25 protein-coding genes are annotated in these 26,384 nt (G+C 53.7%); 20 read left to right on the forward strand and 5 right to left on the reverse strand.

Features of this window, described 5'->3' with window-relative positions; genetic code table 11:
- Positions 1-14: 14 nt before the first annotated feature.
- From BT142_RS05580 to nrdD, 13 genes are all read left to right on the forward strand, one after another.
- Positions 15-509: an NAD(+) diphosphatase gene (locus BT142_RS05580; RefSeq protein ID WP_072417220.1), complete on the forward strand. Its 495-nt coding sequence runs from the start codon at positions 15-17 to the stop codon at positions 507-509.
- Positions 506-943: an HD domain-containing protein gene (locus BT142_RS05585; protein WP_072417221.1), complete on the forward strand. Its 438-nt coding sequence runs from the start codon at positions 506-508 to the stop codon at positions 941-943. Before BT142_RS05580 ends, BT142_RS05585 begins: the two co-directional genes overlap by 4 nt.
- Positions 940-1,560 carry a hypothetical protein gene (locus BT142_RS05590; protein ID WP_072417222.1) on the forward strand — a complete coding sequence of 207 codons (621 nt, stop codon included), beginning with the start codon at positions 940-942 and terminating at the stop codon, positions 1,558-1,560. The genes BT142_RS05585 and BT142_RS05590 overlap by 4 nt, the downstream gene beginning before the upstream one ends.
- Positions 1,557-2,135 carry a hypothetical protein gene (locus BT142_RS05595; RefSeq protein ID WP_072417223.1) on the forward strand — a complete coding sequence of 193 codons (579 nt, stop codon included), beginning with the start codon at positions 1,557-1,559 and terminating at the stop codon, positions 2,133-2,135. Before BT142_RS05590 ends, BT142_RS05595 begins: the two co-directional genes overlap by 4 nt.
- Before the next feature lie 38 nt (positions 2,136-2,173).
- A complete protein-coding gene (locus BT142_RS05600; protein WP_072417224.1) occupies positions 2,174-3,046 on the forward strand; it encodes a class I SAM-dependent methyltransferase in 873 nt (290 codons plus the stop codon).
- 122 nt (positions 3,047-3,168) lie between these two features.
- Positions 3,169-3,417 carry a hypothetical protein gene (locus tag BT142_RS05605; RefSeq protein WP_072417225.1) on the forward strand — a complete coding sequence of 83 codons (249 nt, stop codon included), beginning with the start codon at positions 3,169-3,171 and terminating at the stop codon, positions 3,415-3,417.
- Positions 3,417-4,277, forward strand: coding sequence for an energy-coupling factor transporter ATPase (locus tag BT142_RS05610; protein WP_072417226.1), 861 nt, complete (start codon positions 3,417-3,419; stop codon positions 4,275-4,277). The genes BT142_RS05605 and BT142_RS05610 overlap by 1 nt, the downstream gene beginning before the upstream one ends.
- Before the next feature lie 4 nt (positions 4,278-4,281).
- Entirely contained in the window at positions 4,282-5,067 is a 786-nt protein-coding gene (locus tag BT142_RS05615) for a hypothetical protein (RefSeq protein WP_072417227.1), read from the forward strand.
- Positions 5,068-5,122: 55 nt separating this feature from the next.
- Complete coding sequence (locus tag BT142_RS05620; RefSeq protein WP_072417228.1) at positions 5,123-5,983, forward strand: energy-coupling factor transporter ATPase; 861 nt, start codon at positions 5,123-5,125, stop codon at positions 5,981-5,983.
- A gap of 57 nt (positions 5,984-6,040) precedes the next feature.
- Entirely contained in the window at positions 6,041-6,847 is an 807-nt protein-coding gene (locus BT142_RS05625; protein WP_072417229.1) for an energy-coupling factor transporter transmembrane component T family protein, read from the forward strand.
- 93 nt (positions 6,848-6,940) lie between these two features.
- Positions 6,941-7,714, forward strand: a complete 774-nt coding sequence (gene truA / locus BT142_RS05630; RefSeq protein ID WP_072417230.1) for a tRNA pseudouridine(38-40) synthase TruA — start codon at positions 6,941-6,943, stop codon at positions 7,712-7,714.
- Positions 7,711-8,928, forward strand: coding sequence for a DUF5711 family protein (locus tag BT142_RS05635; RefSeq protein ID WP_072417231.1), 1,218 nt, complete (start codon positions 7,711-7,713; stop codon positions 8,926-8,928). Before truA ends, BT142_RS05635 begins: the two co-directional genes overlap by 4 nt.
- Positions 8,929-9,162: 234 nt before the next feature.
- Entirely contained in the window at positions 9,163-9,432 is a 270-nt protein-coding gene (gene nrdD / locus BT142_RS05640) for an anaerobic ribonucleoside-triphosphate reductase (protein WP_072417232.1), read from the forward strand.
- 384 nt (positions 9,433-9,816) lie between these two features.
- Here the strand turns inward: nrdD and BT142_RS05645 are convergent, their stop codons facing one another.
- Genes BT142_RS05645 through BT142_RS05665 form a run of 4 tightly spaced genes read right to left on the reverse strand, consistent with a single transcriptional unit; the run spans position 9,817 to position 13,536 of the window.
- Positions 9,817-10,602: a nucleoside phosphorylase gene (locus tag BT142_RS05645; RefSeq protein WP_072417233.1), complete on the reverse strand. Its 786-nt coding sequence runs from the start codon at positions 10,600-10,602 to the stop codon at positions 9,817-9,819.
- Between the two features lie 4 nt (positions 10,603-10,606).
- The gene (locus BT142_RS05650; protein WP_072417234.1) at positions 10,607-11,074 is read right to left on the reverse strand and encodes a GNAT family N-acetyltransferase; all 468 of its coding nucleotides are present in this window, start codon (positions 11,072-11,074) and stop codon (positions 10,607-10,609) included.
- 38 nt (positions 11,075-11,112) lie between these two features.
- A complete protein-coding gene (locus BT142_RS05655; RefSeq protein ID WP_084659339.1) occupies positions 11,113-12,258 on the reverse strand; it encodes an alpha/beta fold hydrolase in 1,146 nt (381 codons plus the stop codon).
- A gap of 12 nt (positions 12,259-12,270) precedes the next feature.
- Positions 12,271-13,536: a GDSL-type esterase/lipase family protein gene (locus BT142_RS05665; protein ID WP_072417235.1), complete on the reverse strand. Its 1,266-nt coding sequence runs from the start codon at positions 13,534-13,536 to the stop codon at positions 12,271-12,273.
- Positions 13,537-13,761: 225 nt separating this feature from the next.
- On the opposite strand from BT142_RS05665, the gene BT142_RS05670 reads away from it, so the two are divergent.
- Positions 13,762-14,733 carry a sensor domain-containing diguanylate cyclase gene (locus tag BT142_RS05670; protein ID WP_072417236.1) on the forward strand — a complete coding sequence of 324 codons (972 nt, stop codon included), beginning with the start codon at positions 13,762-13,764 and terminating at the stop codon, positions 14,731-14,733.
- A gap of 124 nt (positions 14,734-14,857) precedes the next feature.
- Here the strand turns inward: BT142_RS05670 and BT142_RS18990 are convergent, their stop codons facing one another.
- The gene (locus tag BT142_RS18990) at positions 14,858-15,028 is read right to left on the reverse strand and encodes a hypothetical protein (RefSeq protein WP_175444891.1); all 171 of its coding nucleotides are present in this window, start codon (positions 15,026-15,028) and stop codon (positions 14,858-14,860) included.
- Positions 15,029-15,301: 273 nt separating this feature from the next.
- Here BT142_RS18990 and BT142_RS05675 point away from each other — a divergent pair, with 273 nt between their 5' ends.
- The 6 genes from BT142_RS05675 to BT142_RS05700 all read left to right on the forward strand — a co-directional run bounded on the left by BT142_RS05675 (position 15,302) and on the right by BT142_RS05700 (position 26,381).
- Positions 15,302-16,327: a glycoside hydrolase family 5 protein gene (locus tag BT142_RS05675; RefSeq protein ID WP_072417237.1), complete on the forward strand. Its 1,026-nt coding sequence runs from the start codon at positions 15,302-15,304 to the stop codon at positions 16,325-16,327.
- Between the two features lie 538 nt (positions 16,328-16,865).
- Complete coding sequence (locus BT142_RS05680) at positions 16,866-17,684, forward strand: hypothetical protein (RefSeq protein WP_072417238.1); 819 nt, start codon at positions 16,866-16,868, stop codon at positions 17,682-17,684.
- A 218-nt stretch (positions 17,685-17,902) separates the two neighbouring features.
- Positions 17,903-21,172 (forward strand): fibronectin type III domain-containing protein, encoded by a 3,270-nt coding sequence (locus BT142_RS05685; RefSeq protein WP_139182184.1) that lies wholly within the window; start codon positions 17,903-17,905, stop codon positions 21,170-21,172.
- Positions 21,173-21,651: 479 nt separating this feature from the next.
- On the forward strand, positions 21,652-23,223 hold the full coding sequence (locus BT142_RS05690; RefSeq protein WP_175545483.1) for a sensor domain-containing diguanylate cyclase: 1,572 nt from the start codon (positions 21,652-21,654) through the stop codon (positions 23,221-23,223).
- A gap of 51 nt (positions 23,224-23,274) precedes the next feature.
- A complete protein-coding gene (gene pap, locus BT142_RS05695; RefSeq protein ID WP_072417241.1) occupies positions 23,275-24,774 on the forward strand; it encodes a polyphosphate:AMP phosphotransferase in 1,500 nt (499 codons plus the stop codon).
- A 59-nt stretch (positions 24,775-24,833) separates the two neighbouring features.
- Positions 24,834-26,381, forward strand: coding sequence for a sensor domain-containing diguanylate cyclase (locus BT142_RS05700; protein ID WP_139182185.1), 1,548 nt, complete (start codon positions 24,834-24,836; stop codon positions 26,379-26,381).
- Positions 26,382-26,384: the final 3 nt, after the last annotated feature.

Genomic DNA, 26,384 nt, shown 5'->3' on the forward strand with positions numbered 1-26,384 from the left:
ATGATGGTAAACTCATGAAGTTCACATACTGCCCTCACTGCGGAACAAAGGCTGTTCCCCGCAGGATAGGCGACGAGGGCGAAGTTCCCTTCTGCGAGAACTGCAATATGCCGCTGTTCGATATGTTCCCCACCTGCGTGCTCAGCGTGGTCGCGGACGAGAACGGCGAGATACTGCTGATACAGCAGAGCTACGGCGACACCTCGAAATTCGTGGGCGTGGCAGGCTACATAAAGCCCGGCGAGAGCGCCGAACAGGCAGCCGTCCGCGAGATAACCGAAGAAACAGGGCTCGCCGCCGAGAGCGCCGAGTTCCTCGAAAGCATATGGTATGAGAGCAAACAGATGCTCATGGTGGGATTCCTCGCGAGGGTAAAGCACGCCGAGACTTCGCTTTCGGGCGAGGTGAAGAGCGCAAGGTGGTTCCCGCCGAAAGACGCGGCGGCAACCGTCCGTCAGGGCAGCATCATCCAGCAGCTCATCATCACAGCGGAAGAAAGGTTAAAATGATATACACCGAACAGACAACGCTCGCGATGCGGATAGCCTACAAAGCGCATCACGGGCAGATAGACAAAAGCGGCGTGCCGTACATTTTCCACCCCTACCATCTGGCGGAGCAGATGACCGATGAGGTCTCATGCTGTGCCGCGCTGCTGCACGACGTCATCGAGGACACGGATGTTACCGCAGAGCAGCTGCTTGACGAGGGTATCTCGCCCGAAGTTGTCGAAGCGGTGAAGCTGCTGACCCGATATGACAAGGACGAGGACTACTTCGAGTACGTCCGCAGGCTGAAAGCGAACCCTGTTGCGGCGGCGGTCAAGCGTGCCGACCTGATACACAACAGCGACAAGGGACGGCTCCCGCAGGGGAAGCTGCCCGAAAAGGTCGTGAAGCGCATGGAGAAGTACCGCCGTGCGCTGGAAATACTCGACGAATGAACACGGTATTCAGCTATATCGTGATAGCGATAGCGGCGGTCATGCTTTTCGCGGTGATAAAGAGCTTTTTCGGGATGGTCAAATGCAGGCGCATCGTCGCAAAACTGCCCGAAAAGGTCGCCGTAAAAACAGGCATAGCCCATAAGCTGAAGCCGATGGCGTTCGAGGGCACTCTGCTGACGGCACATATCTGCAAGCTGTCAGGTGCTTATCGGAAGCTGTCGGAAAAGACGCTTGACGTGCATTTCCCCGACTACCTCACCGAAGAGCAGAAAGCGCAGATGCTCGCTAAAAGTCAGGCAGCGCTTGACAAGGAACTTCTCATCGGGAAGATAGCGGTGATATTTTTCATCACCGTGCTGGTAATGCAGATACTGCTGATATTCGCGGACAGGTTCTACTATCTGTCAAGCGTGGGGCTGATATTCGGCGACAGATTCATCAAGCCCGAGTATATCCGATATGAGTTTTCGGGCAGTCACGCCGCGATGATAAGGATAACGGGATATGACAAGCCCGTGCCGCTGATAACATCGGATGCGGACGAGTGTGACAGGATACTCATGACATATTATGAGCCGTATACGGATGAAATAAAACGTAATAAAAAGCTATGAATGGATTACTATTTTTAACAGTATTTACCGGAATCATCATCGAGATATCAAGAATCGTAAGGCAGATAAAGTTCGGCAGGCTTATAAAAAATTCACACGAAAAAGCGTTTGTTCCGTATAAGCGCGTCGGCGGAAAATTCAGACTGAGAATGTCGGCAGCGTGGATCATCATCGAAATACTCGACCTTAGCATTACCGCTGAAAAAATCAGCCGCGCAAAAGAATACCTCGAAACAGACCTGTCGTATCATATGCGGACGGAAATCGCCGAATCGCTCTCACGGTATTCCTTGCACAGGATATGCTGTGTGTTCGTCCTTGTTTTCTATGTCGCGGTGCTTTTAAACGAACTTTTTTGGCTCAAAAAGAAACCCCTGGTCTGCATACTTCCGGACGGGGTGTACTACGAATATCATCACCTTGAACCTGTCGAGATACGATATGCGGTAAACGGCGGCAGAGTGATACTTTTAAACGATAAAGACAAGAAGATAGCAGAGGGCGAGTACACCGCCGACTGCGAAAAAATGCTAACGGCATACTACGCAAGTATTTCGGATATACCAATGTCTTAGATATATCAAGCATAAATTACAGATAAGGAAGAAAATATATGAGAATAGCCGATAAATGGCAGGACTACAAGATAATCGACACCTCGGACGGCATGAAGCTTGAAAGCTGGGGCGGCAAGATACTCTCCCGCCCCGATCCGCAGGTGATCTGGAAGACCGAGCACAAGACCGACCTCTGGGAAAAAGCGGACGCCGTTTACCACCGCTCGAAAAAGGGCGGCGGCGAATGGGAGCTGAGAAAACGTCTCCCCGAAAGCTGGACTGTCAGCTACGGCGCTCTCACATTCATTATCCGTCCGACAGGGTTCAAGCACACGGGTCTGTTCCCCGAACAGGCGGTGAACTGGGACTTCATGGGCGATAAGATCCGCGAAGTGACCTCGCAGGGGAAGGAGTTCAAAATGCTCAACCTCTTCGCCTACACGGGCGGCGCTACCCTCGCCTGCGCCGAAGCAGGCGCTTCGGTCACTCACGTTGACGCTTCAAAGGGTATGGTCAGCTGGGCAAGAGACAACGCCGCCGCAAGCGGTCTCTCCGACCGCCCCGTCCGCTGGCTGGTGGACGACTGCGAGAAGTTCGTAAGGCGTGAGATACGCCGTGGAAGCCGCTACGACGGCATCGTTATGGATCCACCCAGCTACGGCAGAGGTCCCGGCGGTGAAGTCTGGAAACTCGAAGACTGCGTCTACGAACTGGTCAACACCTGCGCTCAGGTGCTCTCCGATTCGCCCTGCTTCTTCCTGCTCAACAGCTACACCACAGGTCTCTCACCCTCGGTAATGGCGTACATCCTGAACGAGGTCATAGTGCCGAAGTTCGGAGGTCACGTCACCGCCGACGAGATAGGTCTCCCCGTTGAACTCGCCGGCAGCGCACTCCCCTGCGGCTCGACCGCCATATGGACTGTCTGAGGGGGGGAGAGTGCGGATATTACCTGTGGAAACCCGCACTCATTAACATAATAAGCAAGAAACGCCGACCGAGCGGATCGGTGGGATTTCTTAGGATAAATAAAATCAGGAGGTAACACATCATGGGACTCGACGTTAAGGACATCACGAAGGCAGTAGGCGGAGACGGCATCGCGAAAGCAGTTGACAAGGCTGTTGACGCTGTTGCGGACAAGGTAAAAGTACCCGTGCCCGACTCTGTGAAGAGCGAAGTTGTCAAGGAAGTCAAGAAGGCGGCGACTGCCGAGAACATCGAAAAGCTGGCCACCAAGGAGAACCTTGAAAAGGTCAAGGACGTTGCAGGCGGTCTTATCGACAAGGTCAAGAAGTAATGGAATTTTTTCTTGACGCTGAAAACGTCCGTTTTTCCTACGTAAACGAAGCCGAAGAACCGCCCGTTCGCACCGAGGTGCTGAAAGACGTTACCCTGCGTGTGAAAAAGGGCGAGTTCACGGCGGTGCTCGGGCACAACGGTTCGGGCAAATCCACCCTTGCGAAGTGTTTCAACGCCATCAATCTGCCCGACAGCGGCACGGTGACGGTAGCGGGGCTTCGCACCGACGATGAAAACAATCTCCTGCCGATACGCAAGTCGGCAGGAATGGTTTTTCAGAATCCCGACAACCAGATAGTCGCCACCATTGTCGAGGAGGACGTAGCCTTTGCGCTCGAAAACTTAGGCGTTGAACCTTCGGAGATACGCCGCCGCGTTGATGAAGCGCTGAAAACGGTCGGAATGTACAAGTACCGTATGCACGCCCCCCACAAGCTGTCGGGCGGACAGAAGCAGAGGGTCGCCATCGCGGGGATACTTGCGATGAATCCCGACTGCATACTTCTCGACGAGCCCACCGCCATGCTCGACCCCCGCGGACGCAAGGAAGTCATGGACACCATCAAGCGGCTCAACCGCGAACAGGGCGTGACCATCGTGCTGATAACCCACTACATGGAAGAGGCAGCGCAGGCTGACCGCATCGTCGTTATCGACGGCGGCGAGTTACTGCTGGACGGCACGCCGAGAAAGATATTCTCACAGGTGGAGACGATGAAGAACCTCGGGCTCGACGTTCCGCAGGTGACAGAGCTGGCATGGCGGCTGAGGAAAGCGGGGTATGACATACCCGAAGACATCATAACCGAGGAGGAATGTGCCGAAGCTATCGCCGCTCTTCTGAAAAAAGGGGGCTGACGGTATGCTCACACTTATCTCGGCGGTGATACTCGCCGTGCTGATACTGAAAGAGAAGAACAAAAAGCTCACGCTCTCGGGCGTGAATAGCTCTGCGGCGATGATGCTGATATCATCAGCGGCTGTGGGCATAGCGGTGTTCGACTTTATCCGTTCACTGCTGTCCATACTCAATTCGTTCTTCAAGGTCGATGATATGTTCGGGAACCTCGGCGTACTGGTATTCAGCTCGAAAGTATTTTCGGGCATAAACCTTGCCATATCCTCGATACTGATGATACCGCTCGCTATCGCCGCGATATACATACTGGTGACGATGGTTCGCCGCCCCCTCGAACGGGAGGGCGCTGAAAACGATGCGGTCTTTGAGTCGCGCTGTGCCGAACGCCACGCACACATGGCGATGATCGCGGCAGAGGTGACAGGCGTGACGTTTGTCGCGTCGATACTGGCTACGATACCGTTCTGGTCGCAGTTTATCGCGATGGTGATAATACTCAACCCAGTAACGGTGCTGTTCTTGATTCTCGTCACGTTCGGACTGGCGTTCATCCCCCTTATCGCTCTCGCGGTGCTGGGGAACGCTCCGCTGATAATCATATTCTCCGTGGCGACTACGGCGCTGACCGCACTGTACGCCTTCTCGGCAGTATTCGGGATAGCGGCATCGGTGAGGGCGTACCGTTCGCACAGAGCTGAAAAAGCCGAAGCGGTCATTTGCGGACTGCTGTCGCTCCTGCCTGTATGGAGCATTTTCCCGATGATATATCTGCGGAAGAAATGCAGATGACTGAGCACGGAAGAGATGTGCTTTCGGGAGACACATTTACCAAAAGGAAAGTAAAATGGCAATAATTGAAACTAAAGAGCTGACCTACGTCTACGGCGAGAATACACCGTTCAGAAAGGTCGCGCTCGACAAGGTGAGCATCGAGATAAACGAAGGCGAGATGATAGGACTCATCGGACACACGGGTTCGGGCAAGTCCACGCTGATACAGCATTTCAACGGACTGATGAAGCCGACCTCGGGCAAGGTGCTCGTTGACGGCGAGGATTTCTTCGCCGATAAGAAGAAACTCCGCGAAGTGCGGTTCAAGGTGGGGCTGGTGTTCCAGTATCCCGAGTATCAGCTCTTCGAGGAGACGGTGGCGAAGGACATCGCATACGGTCCGAAGAACATGGGGCTCGACGAAGCCGAGATAAACAGGCGCGTACATGACGCCGCCGAGCTTGTGGGACTGACGGCGGAACAGCTGCAAAAATCGCCCTTCGAGCTTTCGGGCGGTCAGAAACGCCGCGCCGCTATCGCGGGAGTGATGGCGATGGAGCCGAAAGCACTCATACTGGACGAGCCTGCGTCGGGTCTTGACCCGCAGGGACGCGACCGCATTTTCGATATGCTCAAACGCTACCACACCGAAAAGAAGAACACAGTCATCGTAGTCTCGCACTCGATGGAGGATATAGCAAAATTCGCGGACAGGATACTTGTGATGAACGAGGGCAGTGTATTTTGTTTCGACACGCCGCCGAAGGTGTTCGGCAGGAGCCGCGAACTTGAACAGATAGGACTTGCCGTGCCGCAGGTAACTCGGGTCATCGGCAGACTGAACGACATGGGATTCGACCTCGGCAGCGATGTTTACACGATAGGATATGCCGAAAAGCTGATACGGGCACGTCTCGGCGAGAAGGTACAGTAAGCTCACTGCCGAAAGCCTGCTTCTGACGGCAGGACATAATGATAGAAGGAAAGTATTTTGCTGAAGGATATTACACTTGGACAATTTTTCCCGGGTGATTCACCCGTACATAAACTCGACCCCCGCATAAAACTCGTGCTGACGGTGGAATTCATCGTGATGCTGTTCGCGGCGAAAAGTATGTGGGGCATCGGCGTGGGCGCACTCTTCTGCCTCATCAGCTTCGCGATGTCGAAAGTACCCGCGACGCTGATGGTGAAGAGCTTAAAGCCCATCATCCCCCTCATCCTGATAACCTCGGTGCTGAACCTGTTCTTTATCAAGACGGGGGACACCCTCTGGAAGTGGAAGATACTCCGGATAACCACCGAAGGCAGAGACACGGCACTTTTCATGGTAGCGAGGATAATCCTGCTCATCATCGGCTCGTCGCTGCTGACGTACACGACCTCGCCCATCGACCTGACGGATGCTATCGAGCATCTGCTCTCGCCGCTGAAGAAGATAAAAGTTCCTGTTCACGAGCTGGCGATGATGATGACGATAGCTCTGCGTTTCATCCCGACGCTGATCGAGGAGACGGACAAGATAATGAACGCGCAGAAAGCGCGCGGTTCGGAGCTTGACACGGGCAGTTTCAAGGACAAAGTAAGGGGAATGATACCGATATTCATCCCGTTGTTCGTATCGTCATTCAGGCGAGCCGAGGAGCTTGCGACCGCGATGGAGTGCCGTTGTTATCATGGCGGCGAAGGCAGAACGAGAATGAAGCAGCTCCACACAAGCTATCTGGACGTAATAGCGATGATATACACAACGATATTTTTCGCAGCCATAATAACCCTGAATATAGTAATAAAGTGAGCATAGCTTAGCGATATCCAGACAAACGAAGCGTGTTCGCCGCGGGCGAAACAAAAAGCACCTCTCACAGATAAAAGGAAAGTATTAACAAACATGAAAAACTATAAAGTCCGCCTTGCGTATAAAGGCACAGCTTACCACGGTTTCCAGCGGCAGGGTAACGCTTATACCGTTCAGCAGGCGGTGGAGGAAGCCCTCGGACGGCTGCTGGGCGAGACTGTCACCATCTACGGCTGCTCGCGCACAGACGCAGGCGTTCACGCACGGGAATTCTACTTCAGCTTCAGGACAGACAACCCCATCCCGATACGGGGAATAATCTACGGCTGCAATTCGCAGCTGCCCGACGATATAGCTGTCCTCTCCTGCGAACAGGCGGATGACGATTTTCACGCCAGATACTGCTCGAAGGGCAAGGAGTATCAGTATATCGTCCACAACAGCGAGATAAAAGACCCGTTCTACGTGGATACCGCTTACCGCTCGGGCAAACATATCGACGCCGTGATGCTCGACCGCGAGGCGAAGGCTTTTATCGGTGAGCATGACTTCCGCGGTTTCTGCTCCGCTGACTGCACTAAGGAAAATACCGTCCGCACAATCTACAGATTCGATGTCCGCCGCGAGGGTGAGCTCGTTATCTTTACCGTCTCGGGTAACGGATTTCTGTACAATATGGTGCGGATAATGGTCGGTACTCTGCTCTCGGTAGCCGAGGGCAAGCTGCCGCAGGGCTGCATCCCCGACCTTATAGAAAAACGCGACCGCACCCTCGCAGGACGCACCGCGCCTCCGCAGGGTCTGTACCTCAAACGCGTGTTCTACGATGAAAAAGAAATATCAGGGAAAGGAGAAACAGATATATGAGCGACGAAAAAAAGAAAAAGCCCGATGCGCCCGATAAACACCACGCCGTCCACACCGACATAAACACAGTGCGGCGCAACGAACGCTCTATACGCCGAATGAAAAGGCTGCTCGCTCTGCTGATGGTGATACTCATCGGTCTCGCCATATACATGACCTACCCCATGTGGATGCCGAAGCTTGAGGGCATCTTCGACAAGCCCGTCACCACCATCCACAACGACGGCAAGGCCGAGGGCGGCAACTTCCCCATCGAGCCCACCGAAAAGACAACTAACATCCTGGCGCTCGGCAACCAGCTGATGACCGCCGACGCTCACAGCCTGACCCTCTACAGCTCGGACGGCGAAAAGACCGACTCCTTCGCGCACGCCTTCTCGAAGCCTGTCGAAAGGGTCTGCGGAAAACGCGCACTGGTGTTCGACAGCGGCGCCTACGGCTTCAAGCTCTACAGCAAAAAGGGCGAGATATATTCAAAGACCACCGACGACATAATCCTCTCGGGCTCCCTGTCCGAAAACGGCACGGCTGCCATCCTTACCGAGAGCAGCAAGTACGCTTCGCTGGTGCTGTTCTACGACAAGGACGGAAAGCTCGTCTACCGCTACGGCTGCACATCCCGAGTGATGGCGGTATCGGTCACCGAGGACGGCAAGAGCGCATACGTCTGCACCTTCTGTTCTCAGGACGGCGAGATATTCTCGCAGGTCCGCAGGCTCGACTTCTCTCAGGACGGCGAGCAGATGGTCAGCGAGGACATCCGCACCCTCGCCATCGACTGCATCTGCAACGATGCGGGAGACATACTGGTGGCAGGCGACACGGGGCTTTACACGGTCTCGCCCGAGGGCAAGCTGGTGTCGAGCTACGAGTTTGACGGCACGCTCAGCTACGCGGCGCTCGGCAGGGGATGTTCGGCGGCGATAGTCGCGAACGCCACCGACAACGACTCGACGCTTGTCATCGCGGCGTCGGGTGCCGAGGACACAGAAGCCTTCAGGACTGCGACGATAGACAGCTCGGTCAAGAAGCTCTCCATCGCGGACGACAGGGTGCTGATGCTCACCGACAGCAAGGTGCTTTCCTACGCATTCAGCGGCACGCTTGCGGCGGAAGCCGATGTCGGCAGGGAGTATGTGAACTTCATCTATGCGGACAGCGCGGTATATCTTGCGGGAAAGCGCGGCATCGACAAGATAAAGTTCGAGATGTAAGCGAACGGATGTTTGTGAATATTTACAATTTCGGCTCATCCCATTTGTGAAATTTCACATCACGGTTAACTAATTGTCAGGTATGCACAAGAATGTGAACCTCCTTTTTATATTAATAGCACAGCCTTCTCTCTTGACAAACACAACATATTGTGGTATAATACATAATACACCACAACAATATGTTGAGTGCGAATGTAGATATGTAAAGTAATATATTGGGAGGAAAATGAAATGGTAAACGTAAATGTAACAAACGGAAAGCTTTCACAGGCTGAGATCAACGCATATATCGCTCATGCAAAGGAGCAGTACCCCGAAAAGTGCATCGAGTCGATGGATATAAAGCTCGACGGCGACTATGTTGACGTTGAATATCATTTTGCTGACGTGCCTTTCCAGCGCATCAGACGTATCACGGGCTACCTTGTTGGTACCCTGGACCGTTTCAACAACGCAAAGCGCAGCGAGGTCGAGGACAGAGTTAAGCACAACGTTTCGTGAGGCAATATATCATATAACAGTACCGCCGTACACTATATGTAGTGTACGGCGGTTTTTTTGCGTCTATTGTTTGCTGGTCGTGTGATTGGATCGCTGGCGCGATCTTGGGGGGGGCGCTCGAATCGCTTCGCTCTCTCACGAAAATAAAATCGGCAAATCCTGTGTTCTTGATAGATCGTGATGGTCTTTCATTTTGCGCCTTTTGGGACAGTTTGCTTGGATTTGCCGATTTTATGTGTGGGTTGTTCATTTGGTTCTCTTTCGGGGTAAAGCGTTGTTCCCAATGTGCCTTCGGCGACTGGGGGAACCCTTTGAAAAGGGTCTCCCCCAGATCCCCTCCTAAACTTTTTAGTCTCTTGCATGAACGGGACGTTTGTTTGTTGGTTACTTATCTGATTCTATCAGGCGCTTTATTGCACCTACTGCGCATTTTATCGCTCTGCTTGAATCCTCGGTTATATTGTCGGGTAAGCCTTGCTTACTGCGCTCCACATTCCATATCGCCGTCAATACCGCGCCGCATCTCACTCCGCGCACTATACCGACTCCGAATACCGCCGCACATTCCATCTCACTGGTCAGACAGCCGCACTTCACATACCCTTCCCACTCGGAAAGTATCTTCCCCGACACCGCCGAACCCTCGGGCTCGACCTCGCCGTAAAAACTGTCCTTAGAATGCACTACGCCTACATGATAATTGTTGCCGAAACTGCCGTCGCAAAGCTCCGCCGCTGTGTCCGCCAGCGCTCTCACGACCTCAAAATCAGCCGCCGCAGGATACCCATCGGGCAGATACTCCCTCGTGGTGCCCTCGGCTCTCACCGCCGCCGACGCGATACACAGGTCGCCGCCCACAACGTCCATCCTGATGCCGCCCGATGTGCCGATGCGGATGAATGTGTCGGCGCCGCACTTTATCAGCTCCTCCACCGCTATCGCCGCCGAAGGGCCTCCGATGCCCGTCGAGCACACCGATACCTTAACACCGTTCAGCTCGCCCGTGTAGAGGTTGTACTCGCGGTTCTGTGCTATCTGCACCGCATTGTCGAGAAGCGCCGCTATCTTCGGCACACGTCCGGGGTCGCCGGGCAGTATAACGTATCTGCCCACCTCACCCTTCGCCGCACGGATATGGAACTGTCTCTCGCCGTCCATGATCGAAGCCATAAAATCACTCCTTTGGTTCGTTTTTCTTGAAATCGCCGTTGGTCATCAGCACCATGAAATCCGATGTCTGAAAACCTTTTTTGCTGTAGTAGCCCTCAGTCCGCTCCCCTTTCGAGGTGATGAGGAAGATGTTCACCGCGCCTATCTCATCGAGTTCCCTTTCGAGGGCTTCGAGGAGTGCGCTGCCGTAGCCTTTTTTCTGTTCATCCGTCCTGACGCAGAATTCCTGTATCTGGAAATGTATACCGTTGAAGTACTGTTCCTTCTGCCCGAAGATGATGCCCTTCAGCTCGCCGTCCGCGTAGATCGCCTTCCCGAGGAAAGTGCTTGTAGTCATGAAGCCCTTTATCCTCGCCGCCGAGAGTTCCTTTGTCCACGAGTCGTTCCAAGGCTCGGCGTTGAACACCTCGGTGAACAGTTCCGCGTACTCGCCGAGCTGTTCAAGTTCCATGTTGCAGATGCCGTTTTTCATTTTTTGTCTCCGTTTCTGTCTTTATGAGCGATACCGAGTCAGGTATTGCCGTTTATCCTGTCCGCGATGATGCCTGCCGCCGCCTTCTTGAAGGGACTGCTGAGCCAGTGTCCCTGTTCGGGGCACACGAACAGCTCCGCGTCGGGACAGGTCTCCGTCAGCTTCCGCGAATAGCCGATGTCCACCATCGGGTCTTTGTCGCCGTGAAACACGGTGATGTGCCCCTGAAACTTCGCCGTGTGCGCGAAAACATCGTAGTCGGGCACTTCCTCGGCGTACTTCCTGCTGAGCATGACGTTTGCGAACTCGATGGGGCCGTCGGGGAATTCCTCAAGCCTGCCGAGCCAGTCGTGGGGGATGCAGAAGGCGGGGTACACAAGAAACAGCTCCCTGACCCTGCCGTTCAGCTCGGGAGCGGTCAGTGCCGACACGAAGCCGCCCTGACTTTCGCCGAAGAGGTACACCCTTTCGGGATCTATCTCAGGCAGAGCCGTGATGTGTCGGAATACCTCACGCAGGTCGCGCTGTTCGGTGCGGATGCTCATTTCGGTGGTCTCGCCCGTGCTTTTCGTGCGGTTACCGCCGCCGCAGAAATCGTAGGCGTAGCAGGCGACTCCCCTCTTTGCGATCTCGCCCAGCTGTTCGCGCATATCCTCGGCACTGCTGTTCAGACCGTGAGAAGCTATCACCAGCGGATGACGCTCCGCACCGGTGTCGGGCAGATAGAGCTCGCCGCAAATGATCCTGCCGTCCTCAGCGGTGAAGCTGTGTTCCCTGCGCTCAAAGCCGCAGACCTCCTCGAAGATGCTGACGGTCACGCCCTCATCGGTATCCGCCACGGAACCCGAGAGCCTTGCGCGGCTGAGCCAGCCCGTCATCCTGCCGTCGGAGACTATCACGGGGGCGGTATCGCCCTCGCCGAAAACGCCGTTGTTCTCGATGAACATTCGGCATCTCTCACCCGAGATGTCCCTGCCCTCCAGCATATACCTCGCCGACAGGTGACATCTGTCGCCGCTGTCGGAACGCTGAGTGTCGCAGGCGCCGTCAAGCACAGCCCCCGTGAACAGTTCGGACTCGGCCGCGCCCGAAAAAGGCACCATGCTGACGGTCGTCTGACCGTCCGTAACAGTCACGGGCTCCCCCGTCGTGACGTTTATCTTCATCAGCAGTTCCTTGCTCATGCCAATCGCTCCTTAATAGCCGTAATCGTAATCGTATTCGTTATCGTAGGTATAGTCTTCGTAGCCGTAGTTGTAGTCGCCGTAGCCGCCTTCATCGTTCCAGTCGGAGTAGCCGTCGCCGCCCCAGCCGTTATCGCCGCCGTCAGTCCAATCGGTACCGCCGTCCTCGCTGTAGCCGTCGCCGCCGTCGGAGTAAGGCTCGATACTGCCGTCGGGAGCGCTCTCGGTCTCGTGACGGCGTGAGAGGATGCTGATGTCGCCGCCGCCCACGGTGTAGTAGGAGAGTATATCCATCCACTCCATGCAGTAGTCGCGGTTAAGATGTATGCCGTCGGTGGAAGCATCGGCGAAAAGTCCGCCGTCAGCGTCGCGAAAGAACTGGTTGACGTCCAGATAGGTGCAGTTTGTCTCCTGAGCGGCGCGTCTGACGTAATTCTCGTTGAAGTTATCGACATTCTCGGTGGTGTAGCACTTGTCTATGGACAGTGCGAGGGGCGAAACGGGAAGCATCGACTCTATGTATATCTGCGCGTCGGGCTGAGCCGCACGCACCTGAAGTATCAGCAGTTTGTACCTCTCGACGAACACGTCGGGGTAAGGCCATCCCAGCTCGTTGACGCCGAAGTTGATGAAGATGCGCTTATACTGTTTGAGGGCGAGCGCTTCGGGAATGGTCATGAGGTCCTCATCCACCGAGGAAGTCTCCTCACTGCTGTCGGGCTCGGAATAGCCCCAGTCCCACTCGGTGCTGTCGCCGCCCGTCCAGCCGCCGTCGTCCCAGGTAGTGTCGTCCCAGGTGGTATCATCCCAGGCATTGTCGCCCCAGCCGTAATCGGTATATGCCTGCTGAACTATAAGCCCCTCGAAATCCCTCTTCGGCACGACGGGGGTCGATTGCGCGGTCATGACGTTAAGACCTGCTGTGGCGAAGTAGTCGGCTTTCGGCTTGTCGCCGTTGAGCATCAGACCCACCGTGCGCGAATCGCCGATGAACAGCGCGTCGGCGAAGTCGTCGTTTGCCGCCGCCCCGTTATACTCGCGTGAGCCGTGAGACTTGATCTTGTAGTCGGAAGTGCTGTCGGTGACCGAAGAACTGTCCGCGTTTTCGGGAGCGGGCTCTGCGGCGCTTTCCTGCGAAACAACATCGCCGTCAGCAGCATCAGCCGAAGCCTGAGCCGTATCCTCCGCCGAAGCCGAAGCAGCCTCTTTTTCCGTTTTTCCGCAGCCCGCAAGCAGCAGGACTGCCGCAAGCACACATACCATTTTCCTTTTTTTCATACTCTCTGTCCTTATCAAAAAAACTTTATCCGCGTCGGGATAATACTTTACCTATTATATAATACTACATTTTTCTCCCATAATCAAGTAGATTTTAGTAAAATGCGCGTCAAATCTTGCAAAAAGTGTTGATTTTTTTTGTCTTATATGTTATAATTATATTTGCGGAACCACTTTGCAGAACAAATACTTAAAATTTACGCAAAAACAAGGGGGGGCTTGTATATGACAGCCAATAACGAGCATATTTTTTCACAGATATCAGAAGTCAGCATCAGATTATACAGGGAACTCTGCATGAACTCGGCAGGCACGGGCGATATGCCCTCGCTCCTGACCGAACTTTGCCGCACTGTAGCCGAGTGCGAATACGCCGAACTGTGGCTGCTGGACAAAAGCAGGCGCGAACTCCGCAGACTGTCGCCCTCGGGCATGACCGTGCCCGACAGCACGGGACTTCTCGGGAGAGCCGTCGCTTCAAGACAGCCGATAACGGGCACTTCCGACGAGCCGAGGACAGCTGTGCCCGTCATACGCTCGGTGCTCGTTCTGCCCGTTTTCAGCGACAGCGGCGAGACTTCGGGGGCGGTGCGGCTTATAAACAAGACCTCCGCAGACGGCTTCACCGACTGGGACATCCGACGACTTTCCTCGGCGGCGATGCTTTGCGGCACGGCAGTCGTCAGGGCAGGACTGAACAGCTCGGCGTGCATTGACAAGCTGACGGGACTGCGCAGTCTCGGCGCACTGATGAACGACCTGTCCCCCGACGGCAGGTACGGCAGTATGCTCACCGACGGCGGCGACCCCCTCTCGCTCTTCATCTGCGACATCGACAAGTTTTGCAGCATCAACGAGGTCTACGGAATGGCGGCAGGCGACTCCCTGCTGCGTTCGGTGGCGGACACCCTCTCGGAATTCTGCCGCCCCGAAGATACCGTCTACAGGCTCGGCGGCGAAGAGTTCGCCGTGGTCATGCCCTCGACCAAGCTCAAAGAATGCGCCGCCGTCGCCGAACGCCTCCGCATCATGATCCAGGAACGCGTCTTCGTCGTGGGCGGCAAAGAAATAAAACTGACCCTGAGCTTCGGCTGCTGCCGCTACGACCCCGCCCTCTCCGCCGAAGGCAACATCTCAGCCGCCGATGCCCGCCTCTACATCGCAAAACAAAACGGGCGTAACAGGATAGCGTACTGAGTTTTTTCCTTTGGGAAGACCTTTTTTTCAAAAGGGTCTTCCCAAAGAAAAACAGCACTCACTAACAAAAAAGGGCACTTTTGTCAGAGATTTGACAAAAGTGCCTTGATAATACTATGCGGGGTCAGTTAGGTTTTTCGAGAAGGAACCAGCTTTCCTCGGAGGTCTCGTGATAGTCCTTTATCGTCCAGCCGTTCGAGAGCAGGAGATTGAGCTTCTCGATACGCTGGAATCTGTCCAGCTCAGGAGCAGGATTGCCCTCGGTGCTTTTGGAAACGTAAAACTTTTTTGTCACAGCGTATCACCCTTTCTTTAACATCTGCACGGTCTTTTCCGTTGCTTGAAAACATTATAGCACATTTTTTTGTACATTTCAATACATTAAAGCGTCTCTCGAATAATTTTTTTGTTTTAACTAATAGTACAAAATACCGTACAATAAAGCAGCGCAGATATAAAGAATACTATTTTGACATTATTGACACATTTTTGATATATGTAGTCAGCCTTGTATGCTACAATTGACGTACAGGACATATATATTTCGAGATACAGGGAGGATAATACCATGAAAAGACTCAACGGCTTCATGAAGGGCGTAAACTTAGGCGGATGGCTCTCGCAGGGAGAGTACACCAAGGAACATCTCGACAGCTTCATCGGAGAGAATGATATAAAGACCATCGCATCCTGGGGGCTCGACCATGTTCGTCTGCCCATCGACTACAACATCTTCGAGAAGGATGACGGCACGCCCATCGGAACAGGCTTCGGATACATAGACAGCGCACTGGAATGGTGTGCGAAATACAACCTCAACATGGTGCTCGACCTGCACAAGTGCTACGGCTACTCGTTCTATTCGGGCGACGGTGAGGTCGGCTTCTTCGACAGCGCGGAGCTTCAGGACAGATTCTGCAAGCTGTGGGAAAGGCTTGCGGTGCGCTACGCAAAATACGCAGACAGGCTCGCATTCGAGCTTCTCAACGAGGTCAACGACCCCAAGTACAAGGACAGCTGGAACGCCATCGCCGCAAGAACCATCGCGATGATAAGAGGTTACTCGAAGGATATCAAGATATTCCTCGGCAGCTACTGGAACAACTCGGTGGATGCGCTCCACGACCTCGACCTGCCCGCAGACGAGAACATCGTGTACAACTTCCACTGCTACGACCCCTTCCTGTTCACCCATCAGGGCGCTTACTGGGTAGACGAGATGCCGCAGGATCTGCGCGTTGACTTCCCCGGCGACATCAAGGTCTACAGACAGAAAATGGTCGAGACAGGTCTTACACGCATCCAGGATTACCTCGACGTCCCCGATTCGGGCTTCGATGTGAATTATTTTGAAGGAAGATTCAGAAACGCCGTCAAGCTCTGCGAGGACAGAGGAGTTTGCCTCTACTGCGGCGAATACGGCGTCATCGACCGCGCTGACCCCGAACAGATACTCCACTGGTACAAGTGCATCAACCCCGTGTTCGAGAAGTACGGCATCGGCAGGTCGGCATGGAACTACAAGGAAAAAGACTTCGGTCTGAGCGACGAGCGCATGAAGCCCGTCATCGGAGAGCTTGTCAAGTACCTTTGAGGGGTTGTGAGTGCGGAACCCGGCCGTGGGAACTTTGAGAAGTCGGGGACGTTTGACTGTAACCATTTCAAAAGACGTGATCTGAATATTCTTTTAGGGTGGGGGCTTGCCCCCACCGCTTTTTTTTCGCTGTTCCACACGCAGACGAACGTAACGTATACCGCAATATAACGTAAGTATCAATCTTGACCGTCTTTTTGGCAAGAGGCAAACTATCTGCGAGTAAGATCACAAACTTCCCGACCAACACTATTTACATAAGAACCACTTCCCCTTGCCAAAAAGCATTAAAAGTTTTAGGAAAGGGGTCTCCCCCAAGAAGAAAAAACGCCCCACGCACAAACAGCGACTGTAAAAATGTTTATTTTCCGTAACTAATCTTTGGGAAATGAGACAGATTTGTGTCCGACAGGCGAAAAAACGGATACAGTTAGATGACAGTTTGCTAAAGCTATTGACAATCTGCGGGGACGGTGCTAAAATATATACGGGTCGGGAAAAGACCGATATATATACAAATTAACAGGAGATAAAAAATATGAAAACGAGAAAGACTGCATTTATCATTGCGCTCATGGCGGCGCTGACTATGGCATCCTGCGGCGAGATAAACGCCGACAGCAGCAGCTCGAACGAGCAGGCAGCTCAGAACGCCCCTGCCGCATCCGCAGCCGAGGAGGAACAGACCGAGGAACAGACCGAGGAACAGACCTCCGAGAATGCCGAGGCTGAAAGCACCGAGGATACCGCTTCGAACGAAGAGGGAACGGTCTCTGCCGAGGAAAGCATCGCTCCCGAGACAGAGAGCACGGGTGAGGTCACCGGCAACAACGAGCTGACGAATTTCGTATTCGAGACCCCGAACGGCGATTTCTCCTATCAGCAGCTCTGTGCCTCAGGTCTTGCAAACACGACCGCTGACGGAGTGTACTACGCCCTCGTTTCCAACGGCGGCGGCGCAGGTCATGCTTTCTACAAGGTATGGAGCACCGAGGCTACAGGCGAGTGGGCTGAGGCAGGCGACTATCAGGCGCTCAACGGCAACAACACCTTCATCGCCCTCGACAACGGCAAGATAATCAAGTTCTACTACAATACCGCAGCCTGCGAGCCGTATCCGCACGCAGCGCTCCTGTCCTACACAGGCGGCACGGTCATAGACGAGGTAGACAATCCTTCCCTGTTCGACTACACCACCTTTGAGGACGGTCAGAAGCTGGACGCTCACGGCGAGATAACATTCAGCGCCGAATATCTGGGCGACTTCACATTCTGGCTCACCTTCCAGGCGGCTGACGGCACCACACTTGAAAAGGAATTCAAGTTAGACCCCAACACCCTTTCGGTAACAGAATAACTTACATCATATGACCGAAGCATTCCAAAGCTTTGGTCATATTTTTTTCCGAAGGCGGGCGGCGGCTCACCCTCCGTATGATCCTTTGAATGACACCGATTTGTCAATTCACGCAATTTTCTGTCAACTCACGCAGTTCGTGTTGACTTTTCGGATTTACTTTGATATATTGTAAAAGTTCGATGATCATCAGAATACAGTATTAGGAGGAATCTTGAATGAACGTGACCAGTTCACTAAATAGAGGAGGGAAACTGTCGCTCGCGATAAAGCGTACTGCCGCATCTGCTCTGGCAGGAGCAATGTTAGTCAGCGGAATGCCTGTAATAAACGCTTCTGCCTCGGCCAATCCGCCCGCACCGCCCGAAGACAAAGCCCCTGTGCCCGAATATAAAATCACAGTCGATTACAATGTTGTCAATGACTATGATGACGGCACTAAGTCCGGTAATGTTATCTACATAAGAACACGATATCCCGAAATAGATAATTTCAAAAATCAGTATTGCGGAGGTCCGGAATACGATTCGCAGTCTCTCAAGAATGCTGCAAAAACAACGGGCAAGCATAGCTGGTCCTTTACAGCAAAGGGCGTTCCGTATGAAGTCGGATACTGCAGTTACGGAAAAACCAAAGATGTCAGCGAATGGTATATCACAAAGATAACCGTTGAGCCCGTTAATATTGTTGCGGGAAGCGGCAAGCCGAAATCAGTTGTTTTCTGGGAAGGTACGTTTGGTACAAAGACCAAAGGCATCGGCGGAAAGGCAATGTCCTCCCATATGATAATCAATGACTACGGAGTTCCCGAGCTGAAATCGTGGGAAGGCATCGAACTCAAGACCGACAAGTATTTCGACAAGATCAAACTCGGTGTCACTGACGGTCCCTATATCGACGGTGTCACCGCGCTTGAATCAGAATATACCGACGTTTACGTGCCCGACTACCCCGGAACACATCAGACTTATGAAGTTACCGGCGGTGTATCATACGACCAGTATGGTGCAGAATATGTGGATCAGACAGGTGTATACACTACAGACCACAAGGGCGTTTACTATCAGAACGGATCGTTCTTCCTTACAGGTGACGCAAATGCCAAAGAGGATTACACGGTAACTGTCACCAAGACCATGCACTACGGTTTCAGCAACTCAGAATATAAGGCAACAAAATCCTTCAAAGTGCATACTTTTGATTATACCGTAAACTTCATAGACGGATACGGCAAGACCTTAAAGTCCGAAGTCGTAGACTACGGCGGATCTTCAACTCCTCCGAGCGTGCCCAAATACATTCGCAAAGGCAACTCATTCTGGAAGTTCTCCTACTGGAACGGTTCTTACAAAAATCTGACGTATGCAAAAAAGATCTGCGATGTCGATGCAGATTACTATTACTGCTCTCCGTTCTTCAGCGGAAGCGGTACCGAAAATGATCCTTATCGCATCGAAAGCCCCCTCCAGTGGGAACAGATGAGCGAATACTGCAAGTCGGTCGACACCAGCAAAACCTATTTCAAGCTGGCAAAGGATCTGACAGTTGATACCATGGTCGGCAATCCCGACTTCCCGTTCAAGGGCATTTTCGACGGCGCAGGCAATACCCTGACCCTGAATTATGACACCTCCGAAGAATTCACTGCTCCGTTCCGCTACACAAGCGACGCTGTTATCAAGAATCTGCATACCGCAGGTACTGTCAAGACAAGCAGCAAGTACGGCGCAGGCGTGATCGCACACAGCTTCAAGAACACCAAGATCGAGAACTGCCGTTCCAGCGTTACCATCGAGAGCACTGTTGACGGCGACGGTTCCCACGGCGGTCTGGTGGCAGTTGCAGGAAAGGATGCGGAAGACACCCTCGACATCATCGGATGCCTCTTCGACGGCAAGTTCCACGGCAGCAAGACCATCAAGTGCGGCGGCTTCATCGGTTGGAGAAACAAGGCGGCAGTTATCAGAGACAGTATCTTCGATCCTTCCGAGATAACCTCCAACCAGTCTGACTGCGCTATGTTCGGACGCAACAAGGTAGATACCGACAACAGCTACTACCTCTCTGCTTTCGGTTTCGATACAGGCAAGCAGTGGCTCGCAGGTCACACCATCCTGACAGGCAAGAACACCGAAGTTGAATTCGAGAACGAAGGCAAGGAATACAATGTCAGCGGAATCACTTCCTACGGCACAGGCCTTCTCTACAACGGCAAGAAGTACGCAGGCAAGGGCGAGACCGTTTCGCTCAAGCTCGGCAGCACCGCTCCCGATGGCATGACCTGCACAGGCTACACCGTAAACATCGGCGAACTCGAAGGCTCGGGAAGCTCCTACAAGCTCACCATGCCCGACACCGATCCTACCGTATCAGCGGTATTTGACAAGACTCACGTTCACATCTATCACGACAAGGTAACAAAGCCTGCTACCTGTACCGAGGACGGTATCATCACCTATTCCTGCGACTGCGGCGATTCCTATACCGAAGTTATCCCCGCGCTCGGCCACGATTTCAGCGACAAGTGGACTATCGACCTTGAGCCGACCTGCACAGAGCCCGGTATCAAGTCCCACCACTGCAAGCGCTGCGATGAGACCAAGGACGAAACAGTGATCCCCGCACTCGGCCACTCCTGGGATGAGGGCGTTGTGACTAAGGAAGCTACTCTCGACGAGGACGGCGAGATCACTTACACCTGCACCGTATGCGGCGAGACAAAGACAGAGATCATCCCCGCTAAGCATCACTACTTCGATGAACCCGAGTGCAAATGGGAGAAGAACGGCAACACATATACCGCAAAATTCAACTTCACCTGCAAGGACTGCGGCGAGATCATCAGCTATGACGCTGACGTTACTTCCGAGACCGCTGACGGCAAGATCACCTATACCGCTGTTGTTACCGTAGCAGGTAAGCAGTATACCGATACTCTCACCGTCAACGAGACAGAAGACTATACCGCTCCCGAGATCACAGCTGAAAACGGCGCCAACGCTGTAAAGCTCAGCTGGACAGGAGTCGAGGGCGCTGATAAGTATGCAGTCATCGCATATGTGAACGGCACCTGGACAAAGCTCGCTGAGGGCAACACCAATACCTATACCATCAAAGACCTGAAGGCTGGCGTAAAGTATAAGGTCGCTGTCATCGCACAGGTCGGCGGAAAGTGGTATTACGATGTTTCCAACGCGATCATCGTAGCTCCGAAGGCTGAGGTATATCCCGAAGCCAAGGCAGAAGTTCAGGGCAACGCGTTCAGACTCAGCTGGACGACCGTTCCCAACGCACAGAAGTACGTTATCGCATACACCACCAACGGCAAGACCTGGAAGGTATTGAAGGCAGTTGACGCGAACACCACTTCGTTCACCTGCAAGAATATCCCGAACGGCACCTACTACCTCGCAGTCGGCGCGTATGTAAACGGCAAGATCGACACGAACGGCCTCAACAACAGAGCCGTAAAGGTAGTCATCAAGTAAAGCCTCCTCAAAAGAATATACTATGTTCAATAGTATAAAGACCGACAGTTTCCACGGAAGCTGTCGGTTTTTTTCACGAGGACAAAACCATTGTCCGACCCGCAAAACGAAGCGTCCCCCACTCACGACCGTCTTTGGAAAGGGGTTTTGGGGAGAAACCTTTTTCCAGCCGTGCGAAGCTAAGGCGGACGTGCGAAGCTAAGGCGGACGTGCGAAGCTAAGGCGGGTTTCCAAAAAAGAAAACCCGCACTCAGCAAACCGTTTCTTGTCAGGATATGACAAAAGTGCATTGGGTTTGGGGTCGCAGGAGCGGGTGGGGTGGGTTTATGTGTCAGCATTATTTCAACAAAACTGTTTAAGATGTACAAAAATCTGTGTTTATTTTAAAAATTATTGCACAAAGGCTGGACATCCGCTGATAAAGGTGATATAATTATATTATAGCAAATATTGAGGAGATGGTTTCCTTGTACTTTGATATGCTCCATATCTATATCATAAGTAACGATCAAGAGCTTGAACAGATGCTCAGCCGCACCGAACCGCCCGAGGACTGCGGATTTGAATTCACAACAGTAAGCTCGGCATACGACCTCGGCACACTGCCGCCCGACTCGGCGGTCATCGTCGATGGCATCGACAGTGCCGCAGACACGCTGTTCTCATACGACAAAAAGCTCGTTCTGCTGTCCGACGCACCGAGCCTTGAATACGCCGACGATGCCCTGCTTTTCCGTGCGGATGCGCTGTGGGTCATGCCCGATGTCATCCCCGACCGCAGACTTCTGTCGGCATATTTCAGCGCTCTTGCGTCTCAGATGAAAACGGAATCCGATCTCCGCAAGCAGACCATCTGCTTTGAGACGATGGCCGACTCCATCCCCGACCTCATGTGGTTCAAGGACACGGAGGGTGCGCACATGATGGTCAACGACTCCTTCTGCCGCGCGGTGGAAAAGACCAAGGAGCAGATATACAAGCGCGGCCACTACTACATCTGGGACATCCCCGAGGAAGAGTACGAAAAGGGCGAGTACGTCTGTCTCGAATCGGAAGAGGTCGTGATCGAAGCGAAAAAAACCTGCCTTTTCGACGAGAAGATAAAGACCAAGAGCGGTCTGCGGATGTTCCGCACCTATAAATCCCCCCTCATCGACCGCGACGGCACCGTATTCGGCACCTGCGGCGTGGCACACGATGTTACCGAATCGAAGAACGTCAAGGGCGAGATGGCAGGAATCCTCGAAAGCCTGCCCTATGCGGTGTTCATCAAGGACTCGAACGGCACGGTCATAAGCGTCAACGCCTACTTCAACAAGTATTTCGGCGGATACGAACCAGTGCTGGGCAAGAATTTCAACGAGTGGAAGAAGAGATGTCTCGGCTACTCGGTGACGACTTCGGGCGGCAGAGAAGAGACGCGTGTGAACGTCGGCGGCGAGGAAAGAGTGCTGATCTACGGCGAAGAACCCCTGACCGACGTGTTCAGCGAGCAGATAGGCACTATCTGTATGTACCGCGACGTGACCGACGAGCGCCACCTCGAACGCCAGACAAGAGAACTGAACAACACCGATTTCCTTACGGGACTTGACAATATGCGGTGCCTTACCGCACACATCGGCGAACTGCGGCAGGCAGACCGCCTGACATTCATCGCCTTCGACATCGACAGGCTGACGGATGTCAACGATAAGTACGGCTTCTTCCTCGGTGACGAGGCTCTCGTCATCGCGGCGCAGACTCTGCGCTCCTGTTTCTGGGGCGAGACGGTGCTGCGTTCGGGCGGCGACAAGTTCATCGTGGTCTGTACCACGGAGTTCACCGATACCGAGCTCAGACAGCGCATAGAAAAAGCACTTGAGAACGCACGCCGCAGCTTCGCGGCTCACGAACGTCTCAGCGGTCTTTCGTGCAGCGCAGGCGCTGCAACAGCGTTAAAGACCGACGGCTACGACATCGACCGCCTGATGAAGGACAGCGCATCGGCACTCTCCGAAGCGAAATCCTACGGCGGCGGATGCTGCGTGATATACGGAGAGGAACTGTGACCCGTAACATAAACGCCGCATCATGATACAACTGCAAAGGAGGTCAGGGCAATGCTTGAACAGATAGAACAGCGCAAAACCAAAAAGACCGAGGCGGCTGACGAACTGAACGCCATGCGCGAGGAACTTATCGACCTTGCGAATGCGGCTAAGGCTTCAAAGCTGCCCGTTATAATCACCATAGACGGCTGGTCTGCGGCAGGAAAGGGCTCGCAGATAGCAAAGCTCATAAAGTATATGGACCCGAGATTCTATGACGTTGAGTCGATACGCACCCCGTCTGCCGAGGAAAAGCGTATGCCCTGGCTGCACCGCTACTGGCGCAGGCTGCCGAAACAGGGCGAGTTCCTCATTCTGGACGGCAGCTGGTATCACGACACCGTCAAGCCCCTTGTCTACGGCGACATCGACAAGGATACCTACAAGGAACGCCTTGACGATATAAACGTGCTGGAGCGTCAGCTGACCGACGACGGTTACCTGCTGATAAAGCTGTTCCTGCACATCACCTGCGACGAGCAGAAAAAGCGCATCGAACGGCTGGCGGCTAATCCCTACACCGCCTGGCGTGTCGATGAACAGGACTTCGCGGACAACAAGATATACGACAAGTTCTTCAAGCGGTACGACAAGACCCTGACCCGCACAAACACCGAATATGCGCCCTGGCACATCATCCCCTCGAACGACAAGACTACCGCTCAGTTCGAGATAATGCGCATCGTGACCAATGCGGTCAAGGGGGCGGTCACCGCAAAGGCGGCAGGCACAAAGTACGCCGAGACCCCCGAATTTACGCCCTGCGATGTCAAGCCCGAGAAGTTCAGGCTCGTCAAGACCAAGAAGCTCGCAGATACGGACATGGACAAGTCGCTGACCGACAAGGAGTACGGCGAAAAGCTCAACAAGTATCAGGACAGGCTCTTTGAGTTGCAGAACATCTGCTATCAGCGCAAGATACCCGTGGTCATCTGCTACGAGGGCTGGGACGCGGGCGGCAAGGGCGGCAACATCAAGCGCGTTGCGGCGGCACTCGACCCGAGAGGCTACGAAGTGAAGCCGATAGCCGCTCCCGAACCGAGCGAGCTGGCGAGGCACTACCTGTGGCGTTTCTGGAACAGGCTGGAGAAGGACGGCCATTTCACCATCTTCGACCGCACATGGTACGGCAGGGTGATGGTCGAAGTGCTCGAACACCTCACCCCCGAAACACGCACCGAGATGGCCTATCAGGAGATAAACGAGTTCGAGAAGATGCTCACCGAGTGGGGCGCGGTCGTTATCAAGTTCTGGATAAACATCGACAAGGACGAACAGCTGCGGCGCTTCACCGAACGTCAGAACACCCCCTCGAAACAGTGGAAGATAACCGACGAGGACTGGCGCAACCGCGAGAAGTGGGACGAATACGAAAAGGCTGTCGATAAGATGATAGAGCTGACTTCCACAGATTTCGCGCCCTGGACGGTTATCGAGGGCAACGACAAGAAGTACGCGAGAGTCAAGGCGCTGAAGACCATCTGCCGCGCTCTCGAAGAACGCATCAGATAAAAAACGCGGAAAATATGATACTATGTTGACAAATTGCTCCGCTTGTTATATAATTGTATATGACTGACAATCTCTACACTCCCAAGGAGGGCAGACCGATGATACAGCATAAGATCATCATTTCCGATATAAACAGCCTGCTCGGGCAGGCAGGCGGGCTCTCGGGTGCGGCTTTCGCTGACACGAAAACGCTCACACCGCCCGACGACGGCGTGCTTCTCGTCGTGACCAACGACCACGAGACCGCACGCAAAGCCGTTTCCGACGAAACGGGAAAGGTCTATACCATTTTCGTCGAGGCGTATGCCGACGTTAAGGATATAGCAGGCAAACTGCTCGACATCCGCCACCCCGACGAACCCGCGGAACTGCTGGCGATAAGCGTTTCAAACGCCGTCGGAAAGATACGCAGCGAGCTCGACCTGTGGTTCTACAGACACACCCTCGAGACCACCATCGACACCGTTCCCGATATGCTCTGGTACAAGCGTCTCGACGGCATACACATGATGGTTAACGACGCCTTCACAAACATCGTCCACAAATCAAAGGAGGACGTGGCGGGCAAAGACCATTTCTACATCTGGGACGCTCCCCGACCCACCGAAGGCAACGAATTCACCTGCGCCGAGAGCGAGGAGATAGCCATCAGCACGGGTCAGACCTATATCTGCGACGAACCCGTCAAGACCCGCGACGGCATGATGCAGCTCGTCACCTACAAAACGCCGCTGTACGATAAGTTCGGCACGGTTTTCGGTACGGTGGGCGTGGGTCACGATGTCACCAATTTCAGCAGGATGGGCATCGAACTGTCGATACTCATCGAGAATATGCCGTTCCCGATGACGATATTCTATTCCGACTGGAAGATACTGAGGATGAACTCCCTTTTCAGGGAAATACTCGGGGATGACTACACCGACGATTTCGACTACAAGAGCTGGAAACTCACAAAGCCGATACCCGCAGGCACTCAGCACGCCGACCCGAAAAAACATTCGGTGACCCGCGAATACCGCGTGGAAGTCGGCGGCGAACTGCGCTCGTATATCTTCACGGAGCTTGAGATACACGACTTCTTCGACAATATCACGGGCTATCTCTGCACGATGCAGGACGTGACCTATCAGCGCGCCTACGAGAATTCGATAATCAAGGCGGCGAATACCGACATACTGACGGGTATGTACAACCGCAGGTATTTCTATCAGCTGCTCGGCACAAGACGCGGACTGAGATATCACCTCATATATCTCGACCTCGACCACTTCAAGCAGATAAACGACAACTACGGTCACACAGTCGGCGATGAGGTGCTCGTCAAGACCGCCGAGCTGATACACGAACATTTCCCCGACGCTATCTCCGCCCGTCTCGGCGGCGATGAATTCGCGCTGGTGGATGACCTTCACTCGGCAGACTACCTGACAGTCCAGTGCGAACGTTTCAGAGACGATGTCGAAAACTCCTTCGCAGAGTACGACCAGGGGACGTCCGTGAGCATCGGCATAAGCTACAACGACGGCACAACCAAAAACATCGACGAACTTATCCACGAAAGCGACGAACGTATGTACACCCAGAAACGCTCAAAACCCAAGTGACGC

Origin of the sequence: Ruminococcus sp. YE71 (assembly GCF_900119155.1) — a bacterium.
Classification (GTDB): Bacteria; Bacillota; Clostridia; order Oscillospirales; family Ruminococcaceae; genus YE71.